Annotated in this window: 6 protein-coding genes and 2 pseudogenes; 5 read left to right on the top strand and 3 right to left on the bottom strand. The window is 75.9% G+C overall.

Going from position 1 to position 13,359, the window contains the following annotated elements; genetic code table 11:
* Nucleotides 1-227: 227 nt before the first annotated feature.
* The gene (locus LG943_RS17920; RefSeq protein WP_270073451.1) at nt 228-1,949 is read left to right on the top strand and encodes a hypothetical protein; all 1,722 of its coding nucleotides are present in this window, start codon (nt 228-230) and stop codon (nt 1,947-1,949) included.
* A 248-nt stretch (nt 1,950-2,197) separates the two neighbouring features.
* On the opposite strand, the gene LG943_RS17915 is transcribed toward LG943_RS17920, so the two are convergent.
* Together LG943_RS17915 and LG943_RS17910 are read right to left on the bottom strand one after the other, a co-directional pair.
* A complete protein-coding gene (locus LG943_RS17915) occupies nt 2,198-3,148 on the bottom strand; it encodes a lysylphosphatidylglycerol synthase domain-containing protein (RefSeq protein WP_270073450.1) in 951 nt (316 codons plus the stop codon).
* Nucleotides 3,149-3,311: 163 nt separating this feature from the next.
* Nucleotides 3,312-4,256 carry an alpha/beta fold hydrolase gene (locus LG943_RS17910; RefSeq protein ID WP_270073449.1) on the bottom strand — a complete coding sequence of 315 codons (945 nt, stop codon included), beginning with the start codon at nt 4,254-4,256 and terminating at the stop codon, nt 3,312-3,314.
* A 175-nt stretch (nt 4,257-4,431) separates the two neighbouring features.
* Between LG943_RS17910 and LG943_RS17905 the strand changes: the two genes are divergently transcribed.
* The 4 genes and pseudogenes from LG943_RS17905 to LG943_RS17890 form a co-directional block, all read left to right on the top strand.
* Nucleotides 4,432-5,286, top strand: coding sequence for a hypothetical protein (locus tag LG943_RS17905; protein WP_270073448.1), 855 nt, complete (start codon nt 4,432-4,434; stop codon nt 5,284-5,286).
* 268 nt (nt 5,287-5,554) lie between these two features.
* On the top strand, nt 5,555-6,256 hold the full coding sequence (locus LG943_RS17900) for a class I SAM-dependent methyltransferase (protein WP_270073476.1): 702 nt from the start codon (nt 5,555-5,557) through the stop codon (nt 6,254-6,256).
* A 1,727-nt stretch (nt 6,257-7,983) separates the two neighbouring features.
* A complete protein-coding gene (locus LG943_RS17895) occupies nt 7,984-9,183 on the top strand; it encodes a glycosyltransferase (protein WP_270073447.1) in 1,200 nt (399 codons plus the stop codon).
* Between the two features lie 133 nt (nt 9,184-9,316).
* A pseudogene (locus tag LG943_RS17890) lies at nt 9,317-11,926 on the top strand (bifunctional FO biosynthesis protein CofGH); the annotation flags it as partial.
* Between the two features lie 226 nt (nt 11,927-12,152).
* Here LG943_RS17890 and LG943_RS17885 read toward each other — a convergent pair.
* Nucleotides 12,153-13,157: pseudogene (locus tag LG943_RS17885) on the bottom strand (chitinase); the annotation flags it as partial.
* Between the last annotated feature and the right edge of the window lie 202 nt (nt 13,158-13,359).

Raw genomic sequence — 13,359 nt, 5'->3', positions numbered from 1 at the left:
GAACATTTCCGCGCCGGTGCCGCGCGCCGTCGCGCTGCGCGCCTGTGGCCCCGCTCCAGCAGCCCTCCGCCGCCCCGGCTCCCGGGCGCCGGTGGTGACGATCACGCCCATACGGCGCTGACCAGGGGAACCGCCGAGTGCCGCCGCCGGTCGGACAGGACGGCGCTTGGCGATGGAGCGCCGTGCGCGGGGGAGCGCACCACGCGAGTTCGGGGGAGGGGCAGCACATGGCGGAGGACGCGGCCGGGCCGAAGCAGGGGAACAGAGACCCGGTCAACCACGTCGAGGGCGGGCGGCAGCCGGGTCAGCGCTACCCCGCGACGGAGGCGCACCGGGCCGCCCTCGAAGACGACCTGCACCGGCGGGTGCAGCAGGCGGCCGAGCTGTACGCGCGGGGCGACTACGCCAACGCGCGCCAGTGGGCCGCCGGCGCCGAGTTCGCCACGTCGGCCTATGACGACAGCCGGCTGGCGGCCTACGCCGTCGAGGCGGCCCTCATCGCCGGGCGCAGCTCGATGGCGATGGGCGACCCGCACCTCGCCCACCACGGGCTGTCCCGGGCGTACACCCACCTGACCGAAGGTCCGGTACCCCTGCCCGACGCCGAGCGCCGCATGCTCGCCGACACCGTCCACGCCGACCTCAAACGCCTCCAGACCCACTTCGAGGAGGCCGCGCGCACGGCCCCGCCGGCCGACGCCGTCGCCCACCTGCGCAACGCCGAGGCCATCGAACGGCTGCGCCCCGGCACGGGGCAGCGGCTCCGCGAGCTGCGCACCGAGCTGCTGCACCGGCAGACGGAGTGGGCGGAGAGCCTGCCGGACTCGCCCCAGCGGGCAGCCGTCGAGTACACCGCGATGCGGAGCGCCGCCGACCTCCTGGACGGCGTCGACCTCGACCTGGCCGGACCCGGGATGCGGCCCGTGGCCCACACCTACGCCGAACTGGCGCGGCGGCGGCTGGCCGCGGGCGCCTTCACCGCCGAGGACGACCTGATCGACCTCGCCGACAGGCTGCGCGGCACGGTGCGGTATCTGGAGCGGGGCGATGCGGTGGGTGAACGCAGTTCGGAGACCGCCGAGACGTACCTGGCCCTGCGCGACACCGCGCAGGCGCACGCCCAGTGGCTGGCGGACCTGGCCCTGTGGGAGGAGGGCCCCACCCGGCTCGGCGAGGCGGTGCGCGACGGCGAGGCGCGCCGCGGCGAGGCGCGGGAGCGCCGCGACCTGCTGCGCGAGGCGTGGGGGATCAGCCAGGAGGTGGAGGCCGACAACCCCGCCCGGCGCGCGGCAGACTCCTACCTGCTGCTGCGGGCACTGGCCGACGGCCCCGAGACCGAGCCGGGGGAGGAGGCGGGCGAGCAGCGCCGGAACTGGGCCGACGCCGAGGTGATGTTCCACCGGCTGCCCCGGGAGCTGGCCCGGCACTTCGGCGCACACGACCCCCGGGTCCGCGACGCCGCCGAGGCGCTGGCGGACATGAGCGCCCGCCGCGCCGAGGCCCCCGGCGTCGGCCTGCGGGAGGCCGCGGCCCTGCTGCGCGCCGCCGAGGGGCACCAGTTGTTCGCCGTACGCGCGGAAGCGGCGGCCCGACGCGCGGCCGGCGGGGCGGATGCGGGAGGCAGGGCCGCCGCCACCGGGACGGCGGGCACAGCCGCCCCGGCCGGCACAGCCGGCGCCGACCCTCTCCCGCTGTCCACCCGCACCGTCACCAGCGCCCAGCGGTTGCAGGATCTGCGCACACGCGGCGCCGAGGTCCTCGCGAGGAAGAACGACGCGGTCGGGCCGACCGCCCTCAGAGGCGCCGCGCCGGCCGCCCACCGGTCGGCCGCCCTCGCCAAACTCCAAGCACGTGGAGCGGCGGTGTTCCCTGATCCCCGCCTGTCCGGACGGTCCGCCCTGCGCCCGCCGTGGCAGCACCCAGGCGCGGGGAGAACACTGGGCCGATGACCGGGCCGGTGAACCGTGTTCGCGCATGACCGGTCACCGGTCGGCCGGGCTCGCCAAGCTTCGCGGGGATGTGGAGGGGCGGTGCCCCCTGACCCCGCCTGTCCGGGTGGCTGCCGTGCGCCCTCCATGGCACTTCCCGGGCGCCGGGCCGGTGACCGGTGGCCGGAAAAGGGCGGCTTGCGTCCGGTACGGCCGGGCGGCGCCCGATGAGGCCCGCCGGGGCGGCCCGCACCCGCGAGGCGCGCCGCTCAGGAGGCTTCCGGTCGGCCGGGTGCCACCGGGGAGCGGGTCGCGAGCATGGCCAGCCCCGCGCACGCCAGGTCGGCCACGGTCATGATCAACCGCGACAGCGCGGCCACCACCAGCGCCGACCCCGGGTCGAGTACCGGGGCCAGGCCCACCACCAGCACCACCTCCCGCACCCCCAGGCCGGCGGGCGCGAACACCACCAGGACGCCCAGCGTCCACGCCAGCGCGTAGGCCCCGGCGGCGGCCGGCAGGGCGCGGGGGTCGCCGCCCGCGCCGGCGGCGGCCGTCAGCGCCCACACGTGCACGGCCAGCGGTACCCACGCGGCCAGCGACCACGCCACCGCCGCCGCCATCGCCCGCCCGCCGATCCGGTCCGGCGCGGCGCCGGCCGGCCGCCGCGCGCGCGGCACCAGCCGCGTCGCCGCGCGGACGGCCGCCGTGACCACCCGGGGGTGCAGGGCGGCCAGCAGCAGGGGCGCGCACACCAGCACCCACCACCAGCGGCGCGCCGCGGCCTCGGAGACGAACGGCAGGGTCGCGGCGGCCACGGCGAGGTTCACGGTCAGCGTCACCGCCACCGCCAGCAGCGTCGCGCTCAGGCCGCGCGGCCGCTCCACGCGGTGGTCGCGCGCCAGCTCCACCTGGGCGACGAACGCCCACACCGACCCGGGCAGGTACTTGCCGAGCTGGCCGAGGAACATCACGCGCGCCGCCGCCGCCACGGGCAGCCGCGAGCCCAGGCCGGCCAGGATCGCCCGCCAGGCCATCATCTGCGCGCCCAGCCCGGCCATGGCCGCCAGCGCCGAGGCCGCCAGGACCCAGGGCGACAGCGCGCTCAGCGCGTCGCGCGCCTCGTCCCAGCGGCTGTAGAGGGCGGCGCCGGCGAAGGCGAGGACGAGCGCGACGACGGACAGGCGCACCCATCGGTTGGCGCGGAGGCGGCTCAGCACGTCGTCAGCGTAGTCGGCGGTCCCGCGCACCGGCGGTCCCGCGCGCGCCCGAACGCGCGCGGGGCGGTGTCCCGCGTTGCCGGCGGGCTGCCGGAGGCGCTTCCGACAGGACTGCCAGCGGCGTTCCCCACGGCCCTCTCGAAAGAAGACCGTCGCGGCCTCCTCAGTGCTCGGCCAGGAACTCCCGGAGGAGTTCCGCGACCGTGTCGGGCCGGCCCAGGTGCGGGAGGTGCGTGCCCGCGACCGCGGCCACCCGCGAACCGGGGCGCGACCGCGCCAGGGCGTGGGCGGTGTGCGCGGCGACGACGTCGGCGAAGCGGGCGGGCGCGCCGGGCATCGGGGGCGGCGGGTCGGCGGCGACCAGGGTGAGCGCGGGTGCGGCCACGCGTTCGGCCAGAGCGAGGGGGTCGCGCTCGGCGAGCCCGGCCAGCAGCGCCCGCACCGCCCGCGACCCGGGGCGGGTGTAGACGAGCTGGTCGGCGGTCGCGGCGGCGCGCCGGGCCGACGCGACGAGCACGGCACCGGGCAGCCCGAGGGGGTCGCCGCGGCAGGCGGCCAGAGCGCGCTCGAAGGTGGCCGCCGGCACCGGCGCGAACAGTTCGGCGGTCTGCTCCACGGTGAAGCGGTGCACGGCGGCGGCGTGCACGGCGGCCTCGCCGGGCGCCATGCCCAGGCGCTCGGCCAGGACCCCGGGATCGGGCCGGCCGAAACCGCCGAGGTTGACCACCGCCGCCAGGTCGGCGCGGCGCTCGGCGCAGGCCAGCGCGGCGACCCCGCCCAGTTCGTGGCCGACCACCACCGGGCGGCGCAGGCCGAAGTGGTCCACGACGCGCCCGATGTCGGCCGCGCAGCCCTCAACGGTGTACTCGGCGTGCGCTGCGCCCCCCGAGCGGCCGTGCCCGCGCAGGTCCACGGAGTAGACGGGGTGGTGGTCGGCGAGCAGCGCGGCCACCGGCTCCCACTCCTCCAGGGTGCCGCCCAGCCCGTGCACCAGGACGACCGGCGCGCCGCGCGCGCCGGCGTGCTCGCGGTGGCGCACGGCCAGTTCGGGGGCGCCCGCCACCTGCGCGTCGCGGGGCGGCACCGCGGCGCCTGTCGCACTCGGCATCGGCCACTCCTTCACCTCCCGCCGCGGCGCCCGTGGCGCGCTGGACGGCGGATGACGCTGACGTTAACGCCGCCCGCTGCCGCGCCCCTGACAGACCGCTGATGCCCGCCGAGCCCCTACCCCCGGATCTTCGACGCGTGATATAAGTGCTTGATTTGTCGGATCTCATTGTGAATTGCAGAAAGTGTTCGACCGGTCGCGGACCGGCGTTCGCCTGTGCGGACACCGCACCCCGTTGACGGTCCGGTGCGGCGGCGATGACGAAATGGGGCCCGCTATGGGACAGGGGCAGGGAGATATCCCCTTCGTTCCGTTCTTTGTCGCGGGCGGCGAAGGCCCGGCGGAATTCCGCGTGCTCTACCGCCCCGGCGCGCCCGACGCCCTGGTCGTGCCGCCCGGCGGCGAGGCCCGCCGCGCGGCCGTGCGCGACCCTGGCCGCCGACGCTGGGACCTGGAGTCCTTCCAGATCGAGGCCGAGCGGATCATGAAGGCGGCGGGCGTCCCGCGCGACCAGTGGGGCGAACACCGGCAGGCCGCATACGACAACGCGGGCACCATGGTCGAATGGCAGGAAAACGGCGTGGGCGTCGACTGCCGGTCCTTTTTCGCCAAGGAGGACGGCGAATACTGGTGGCGGCCGCGCGACGCCGAGGATTTCCACGGCGCCGTTCAGGCGGCGTTCGAGAGCATCGCCGATCCCAGCAGCGGCTACTCGTTTCTGGACCGGCCGGCCGACCACCGGATGCGTGGCGCCGGACACCGCAATTTCTGCACGCTGCTGGGCGCCGGCGCCGACTACCTCGGGCTCCCCGAGGAGCCCTGGGACCCGCCCGAGGCCAGGCCGCCCGGCCGCAGCGCACCCGGGATCGAGGCCGTCCGCAGGGACGTCCCCCCGGGCCGGCGCGGCGCCTCCGTATTCCCACGCCCGGGCGGGGCCACCCCCGCGCGCCCGGGGGCCACCCCGCACCCCACCGAGCCCGCCCAGCACCGCCCCGACCCGCCCCACCGCTCCGGCCCGTCGGCGCCGTGAGGTCCGGGCAGCGTTCCCGCTCCGCAGTGCCCCGAGTCCGGGGCATGGGACTGCGGCGCATGGCGCCGCCGTGGAATGCGGAGCGCCCCTCCGGCATCGCGGCGCCCGGGAACGTGGGGCACCGCTCCGGCCGCATGACGCCCGGACAGCCGGTGCCCGGTCACCCGGCACCTTCGGCACCTTGATCCCGGCGCCTCACGCCAGTCCTCCGGCACTCCGTGCCCGGCGCCGCCGCCATCCCGTAGGCCGTAGGCTGTGCCGCGTGGGAATGCCTGACGTCGTCGCCTTCGCCGGTCACCAGGTCCATGTCTGCCGCTACCGCGAGGCGGGCACGCTGCTGCGCTGGCTGGGCACCGACCTGCGCGGCCAGACCGTGCTCGACGTCGCGGGCGGCGACGGCTACTGGGCGGGCCAGGCGCGCCGACGCGGCGCCAACGCCATCTGCGTCGACCTCGCCCGCCACAAGATGGTGCGCGGCGCGCGCCTGCGGCACGCCCCCGCCCTGCTGGAGGCCGACGCCCTGCGTCTTCCGGTGCGCGACGGCGCGGTGGACAAGGTGCTGTCCATCTGCGCCATCGAGCACTTCGACGACGGCCCGGCCGCGCTGCGCGAGATGGCACGCGTGCTCAAGCCCGGCGGCGAACTGGTGATGTCGGCCGACTGCCTGTCCCGCCGCGACCGCTGGCCCCACCTGTTCGCCGCGCACAGTCGGCGCTACCACGTGCAGCGCACCTACACCCACACGGTGCTGGCCGAACTCCTCGACGACTGCGGCCTGGACGTGCTCGGCCACAGCTACCAGTTCCGCAGCGCGCTGGCCGAACGCACCTACCTGTCCCTGTCGGCCCACGGCGGCCGAGTGGGCTTCAACGCCGCCGCCCCGCTGGTGCCGCTGATCGCCCTGGACGACGCCCGCCAGCCCAACACGCGCGGCAGCATCGTCCTGATCCGCGCCCGCAAGCGCGCCTAGCGGCGACGACTGCCAAGGCGACAGCGAGGGCGTCGGCGTCGGCAGCGGCAGCCGGAGACCCGGGTAGGCGGTCATCGGACCGCCCGTCAGTGGTCGAGGCGCGCGACGGTCACCGAGGGCGGCGCATGGCCCGGGCAGGCGGACATCGGCTCGCGCTCCAGCGCTTGGCGTATCCGACGAGGCGGCGACGGCGGCGGAGGGTTGGGGTGCGCGGTCGCCGGGTCGCGGGGCGGATGCCCGAGGTGGGCGACGGGGCGGCGACGACGGCGGGTGGTGGGGGCGGGCGGTCGCCGGGTCGCGCGCGGGTGGCTGATGAAGGCAACGGGGCGCCGAAGGCGGCGGGCGCTCGGGCAAGCGGTCTCCGCGCGGCGGGGCGGATGGTCGAGGCCGCGACGAGGGCAGCAAAGGCAGGGGCGGGTCCGGGTACGCGGCCATCGGTCTTCGGTGCGGCCGGTTGGGGTGGGCGACGGGGGCACGGAGGGTGGCGGATGGCCCGGGTGGGCGGGTCCGGCTCGGCTTGGTGGGGGCGCCTCGGGCGAGCACGGCGGTTGGGCGCGGGGCTCGGGGGGCTTGTCGCCGCTCGTCTGGCCACTGGTGCGCGCTTGGCCGAGACCGCCTCGCTCCCAAACCGGACGAGTCGGTCACCAGCGGCCTGAGATCTCACATGGTGAGACGAATACGGCCTCTCTCACCACGAGATGCGGCTACGCGTCGCCGCGTCGAAGGAAAGAGCACTTCCGTCGCCCTTGAAATCGGGCATAGAAGACAAAAGAGCGCCACGAGCGCCCCGGGTGTCTCACCATTCGGATGCTCGAGCCTCCTGGGGGCTTGTCTGGCCTCACTGTGGCAGCGATGTGTAAGAGCAAAAGGGGACAAACCGAAAGAAAGTTCCGCGCCGCGCGCCGACGAGATGCGGGTTCCGTTCACCCGCCCCTCCGTCGAACCGCCCGCCCGGACCCCCATCTCGCCTCGGCGCGCCGTCGCGACCTTGACCATCCGCTTTGAGCGCCGGTAACCGCCCGCCCGGACTCCCACTTGGCCTCGGTGCTTCGTCGCCACCCCGCCATTCGCCCTGCTGATCGGTGGCCGCGCGCCCGGACTTCCACTCGGCCTCGGCGCCCTCTCGCCACCCTCGCCCTCCGCCCTGAGGGTCGGTGGTCGCGTACCTGGACCCGCGCCCGTCTTCGCTGCCCCGTTGCGACCTTGACCATCCGCCATGCTGACCGATGGCGCCCGGCCGGACTCCCGCTTGGCCTCGGTGCTTCGTCGCCGCCCCGACCATCCGCCTGCTGATCGGTGACAGCGCGTCCGGTCCCCGCTCGGCCTCGGTGCCTCGTCACCTCCCTGATCGCCCGACCCGTTGGTCGGTGGTCGCCTCCCGCTCCATCGCTATGACCTGGGCTTTTTGGGTGAACCGGGCATTGCGTTCCGCCTCGCGTGCGGGTTGGGTCTCCGGCCTTGTCTTGGCCGTCGGTTTCTGCTTTGTTGGTGCCGGGTTCACTCACCGTAGCCCTTGAGTAACAGAGACATCCCGGTCCCCAATCGCACCACCGCCACCACCCACACCGCCACCCACACCACCACCCGCACCGCCACCGCACCCGCCCCACCCCGCACGACCGCCATCCGCGCCGTCCCGCTCGCGGCCCCCTCCCCACTCGCAGCCGATCCCTCGATCCCTCGATCCCCCGATCCGCCGAACTCGCAGCCGAGGAGGCCCAGGCCCCGTGAAGATCGCGTTCCTGATCGCCAACGCCTACGGCATGGGCGGCACCATCCGTACCGTCTTCACCCTCTCCGAGGGGCTGACCGCCGCCGGGCACGACGTCGAGATCGTCAGCCTCGCCCGGCACCGCGAGCGGCCGTTCTTCACCCTCCCCGACGGGGTGGCCCTGCGCGCCCTCAGCCCCGGCCCCGGCGAGCCGCCCGACGCGGGACCGCCCGAGCCCCGGGGGCTGGACCGGTGGCGGCACCGGCGCCACGGCGGCACCGTCCCGCTCACCGAGGTCCGCAACCATCGCGTCTTCGACGCGCGCCGCATGCACGCCCTCGCCGCCTACCTGCGCGGCACCGACGCCGACGCCGCCATCGGCACCCGGCCCGGCCTCAACCTCCTCCTGGCCCGGTGGGCGCCGCCCCGGCTGCTGCGCATCGGCCAGGAGCACGTCCACCTCGACCGGCACGCCCCCGACATCCGGTTCGCCATCGCCCGCCGCTACCGCCGCCTCGACGGCCTCACCGTCCTCACCGAGGCCGACCGCGCCCGCTACCACCGCCTGCTGCGCTCGCCCCCGCCCGACTGGCTGGCCGTCATGCCCAACCCGCTGCCGCCCGGCCCCCGCCCGCCCGCCGCGCTGGAGGCGCCCGTGGTCGCCGCCGCCGGCCGCGCCGACCCCGTCAAGCAGTACCCCCTCCTCCTCGACGCGTTCGCCCGGTTCGCCCGCCAGGAACCCGACTGGCGGCTGCGCGTCTACGGCACCGCCAAGAACGACGAAGCGCTGCGCGCGCTCATCGCCGCCCACGGCCTGGCCGACCGCGTCGCGCTCATGGGCCGCACCCGCGACCTCACCGCCGAACTCGCCACCGCCTCCGTGCTCGCCGTCAGCTCCCGCTCCGAGGGCTTCGGCATGACCATCATCGAGGCGTTCTCCGTGGGCCTGCCCGTCGTCAGCTTCGACTGCCCGCACGGCCCCCGCGAGATCATCGACCACGGCCGCACCGGCCTGCTCGTGCCGCCGCAGGACCCCGGCGCACTCGCCGACGCGCTGCTGCGGCTGGCCCGCGACCCCGCGCTGCGCCGCCGCATGGGCGCCGAGGCGCGCCGCGCGGCCGCCGCCTACGACCTCGACACCATCACCCGGCGCTGGGCGGACTTCCTGGCCGACCGCGCGGCCGCCAAGCGGCGCGGCCTCAGCCCCGCCACGTGACGCACGCCCCTCCACATGACGCACCCTCCACGTGACGCACCCCCCGCCACGTGACGCACGCCCCGCCCGCGCCCCGCCGCACCACGGCGGGGCGCGCCGTGCGGCCCAGGGCCTCCGCCGTATCGTCGCCGGTATGACTTCTGCCGGATCCGAGACCAGCGCACCCGCCCCCGCTCCCTCGGCCATGCGCCGCGCCCTGGCCCGCGCCCGCGACGGCAAGCCCCTGGACCCCGCCGAGGCGGAGGTCCTGCTGCACGCGCGCGGCGACGACCTCGACGCCCTGCTCGACCACGCCGGCCGCGTCCGCGACGCCGGCCTGGCCGCCGCCGGCCGCCCCGGGACCGTCACCTACAGCCGCAAGGTGTTCATCCCGCTCACCCGGCTGTGCCGCGACCGCTGCCACTACTGCACCTTCGCCACCACCCCCGGCCGCCTGCCCGCGCCCTACCTCTCGCCCGACGAGGTGCTCGACATCGCCCGCCGCGGCGCCGCCCTGGGCTGCAAGGAGGCGCTGTTCACCCTCGGCGACCGCCCCGAGGACCGCTGGCAGCAGGCCGCGCGGTGGCTCGACGAGCGCGGCTACGAGGACACCCTCTCCTACGTGCGCGCCATGGCGGTCCTGGTGCTGGAGGAGACCGGCCTGCTGCCCCACCTCAACCCCGGCGTCCTGGGCTGGGCCGACTTCCAGCGCCTCAAGCCCGTCGCGCCGTCCATGGGCATGATGCTGGAGACCACCTCCGAGCGGCTGTTCACCGAGCGCGGCGGCCCCCACTACTGCAGCCCCGACAAGGACCCGGCCGTGCGGCTGCGCGTCCTCGACGACGCCGGGCGGTGCTCGGTCCCCTTCACCACCGGCATCCTCATCGGGATCGGCGAGACCCTCGCCGAGCGCGTCGACTCCGTCTTCGCCATCCGCCGCGCCGCCCGCGAGTACGGCGCGGTCCAGGAGGTCATCGTGCAGAACTTCCGGGCCAAACCCGACACCGCGATGATGCACCGCCCCGACGCCGAACTCGCCGACCTCGCGGCCACCATCGCCGTCACCCGCCTGGTCCTGGGCCCCAAGGCGCGCGTGCAGGCGCCGCCCAACCTCATCGGCGACCAGTACGCCCTCATGCTGCGCGCCGGCATCGACGACTGGGGCGGGGTCTCGCCGCTGACCCCCGACCACGTCAACCCCGAGCGCCCCTGGCCGCAGATCGACGCCCTGGCCGAGCACACCGCCGCCGCCGGGTTCACCCTGCGCGAACGCCTCACGGTCTACCCCGAGTACGTGCTTCAGGGCGAGCCGTGGCTGGACCCGCGCGTGCGCGCCCACGTCGACGCGCTCGCCGACCCCGCCACCGGCCTGGCCCGCGAGGACGCCGAGGTGCGCGGCCGGCCCTGGCAGGAGCCCGAACCCCAGCTCCGCGCCGCCGGGCGCACCGACCTGCACACCGCCGTCGACACCCAGGGCCGCACCGGCGACCGGCGCGGCGACTTCGACGCCGTCTACGGCGACTGGGACGAGGTCCGCGCGCGCCTGGCGGAGCCCGCGCCGGGCGCGGGCGCGCCGCGCCGCTTCGACCCCCAGGTGCGCGCCGCCCTGCGCCGCGCCGAGGCCGACCCCGCCGGGCTCGGCGACGAGGAGGCGCTGGCGCTGCTGCACGCCGACGGCCCCGAACTGGAGGAGCTGACCGCGCTCGCCGACGGTCTGCGGCGCGATGCGGTCGGCGACGACGTCACCTTCGTGGTCACCCGCAACATCAACTTCACCAACGTCTGCTACACCGGGTGCCGCTTCTGCGCCTTCGCCCAGCGCCGCACCGACGCCGACGCGTTCACCCTGTCGCTGGAGCAGGTGGCCGACCGCGCTGAGGAGGCGTGGCAGGCCGGCGCGACCGAGGTGTGCATGCAGGGCGGCATCCACCCCGACCTGCCCGGCACCGCCTACTTCGACCTGGCCCGCGCCGTCAAGGAGCGCGTGCCCGGCATGCACGTGCACGCCTACAGCCCGATGGAGGTCGTCAACGGCGCCGCGCGCACCGGCCTGCCGGTGCGCGCCTGGCTGGAGCGGGCGCGCGAGGCCGGGGTGGACTCCCTGCCCGGCACCGCCGCCGAGATCCTCGACGACGACGTCCGCTGGGTGCTGACCAAGGGCAAGCTGCCCGCCGCCGCGTGGATCGAGGTCGTCACCACGGCGCACGAGCTGGGGATCCCCACCACCTCCACGATGATGTACGGCCACGTCGACACCCCGCGGCACTGGGTCGCCCACCTGAAGCTGCTGCGGTCCCTGCAACTGCGGGCGCTGGAGCGCACCGGCCGCCCCGGGTTCACCGAGTTCGTGCCGCTGCCGTTCGTGCACACCAACGCGCCGATCTACCTGGCGGGCCTGGCCCGCACCGGCCCCACCGTGCGCGAGAACCGCGCCGTGCACGCGTTGGCGCGGCTGCTGCTGCACGGCGCGATCGACAACATCCAGTGCTCGTGGGTGAAGCTGGCCGACGACACCTGCCGGCAGTTGCTCACCGGCGGGGCCAACGACGTCGGCGGCACGCTGATGGAGGAGACCATCAGCCGCATGGCCGGCAGCGACAACGGGTCCTACAAGACCATCAGCGACATCCGCGCGCTGGTGGCGCCCACCGGCCGGCCGCTGCGCCAGCGCACCACCCTCTACGGCGAGGTGCCGGCCGAGCGCCGCGCGGCGGCCGAGGCGGGTGACGGCGTGGCCCCCCCCGCCCCCCCCCGGCGGCGCCCGGGGGGGGGGGGGGGCCGCCGCGGGGGGGGGGGGGGGGGGCCCCCCCCCCGCCCCCGCCGCCCGCCCGCCCTGGCGGGAGAGCGGGCGGGCGGCCCCGCGTAGGGGATGCGCGGGGCCGCCCGGTCGTCCGGCGGGGGCAGGGCCGGACGGGGGCGCCGGGGCCGCGGCCGCGCCCGCGGGGCAGGGCGGGGCGCGGCGGGGACCGGCCCCGGCGCCGTGGTCAGGCGGTGCCCAGCCGCGCGCCGATGGCGTTGGCGAAGGCGTAGCCGTTGGTGGCGTCCCAGTTGATGGACCAGGTCATGGCGCCGCCGATGGGGCCGTAGGGCTGCGCCGGGGTGAACGCGCCGCAGGAGCGGCCCGACTCCAGGCAGTCCAGCGCGGCGATCACGTTGCCGGTGGACTGGTGGCCGCCGCCGGCGGCCTGCGGGGTGGCGGGCAGGCCCAGGCCGACCTGGTCGGGGCGCAGGCCCATTTCGAGCTGGATGCACGCCTGGGCGGTGAGGAAGTCCACCGTGCCCTGGGAGTAGACCTGGCCGTCGCAGCCCAGCATGCTGCCGGAGTTGTAGTACTGCATGTTGACGATGGTCAGGATGTCGCCGATGTTCTGGGCGAGTTGGTAGTAGGCGTAGCTGGGCGCCTGGAAGTCGATCGTCTGCGGCGCCATGGTGATGATGAGGTCGGCGCCGGCCTGGGACCGCAGGGAGCGCAGCGCCTCCTCCATGTACTGGGCGTTGATGCCGTGTTCGAGGTCGATGTCGATCCCGTCGAACCCGTACTCCACCATCAGGTCGTGCGCGGAGTCGGCGAAGTTGGCGGCCTCGGTGGCGTTGGTGACGCTGACGTGGCCGTTCTGCCCGCCGACCGACAGCACCACCTTGCGGCCCTGGGCCTGTGCGGCGGCGATGTCGTCCTTGAACCGCTGCTCGGTGTACCCGCCGAGTTCGGCGGAGGCCAGGTTGAAGGTGATCCCGCCGGGCACGCCGGCGAGGTTGTCGGCGAAGGCCACCGCGATCAGGTTGTAGGCGGCGGGGACCTCGCTGATGGGCAGGGTGGTCGAGCCGTTGTCGAAGTTGTGCCAGTACCCGGTGAGCCAGGGGCCGGTGGCGGCGGCGTCGGCCTGGTCGTCGGCGGCGGCGGGGCCGGCGCCGGTCAGGGCGAGGGCGCAGGCCGCGGCCGCGGCGGTGAGGGCCGCCGCCAGGCGCGGGCGGCGGGGGGTGCGGGGAGCGGTCACGGGGGGCTCCTTTGGTGTCCGTGCGTCCGTGAGCGGGGAAGGGACGCGGACCCGGGGTGCGCGCGGGGCCGGGTTCGCTGTGGGGGTCGGATCCGGACCGGAGTGAATTGTTAAGAAACCTAAGAGCTGTGTTCGCGGCGCGTCAAGATCTGAAAGGCTTATTTCCAAAAACGGTGCGTTCCCTGGCGGCCACGCGCCGCAC

The sequence above is a fragment of the Streptomonospora mangrovi genome (genome assembly GCF_027604915.1).
Lineage (GTDB): Bacteria > Actinomycetota > Actinomycetes > Streptosporangiales > Streptosporangiaceae > Streptomonospora > Streptomonospora mangrovi.
The sequence above is the reverse complement of the archived record's forward strand: the minus strand, read 5'-3'. Positions and strand labels throughout refer to the sequence as shown.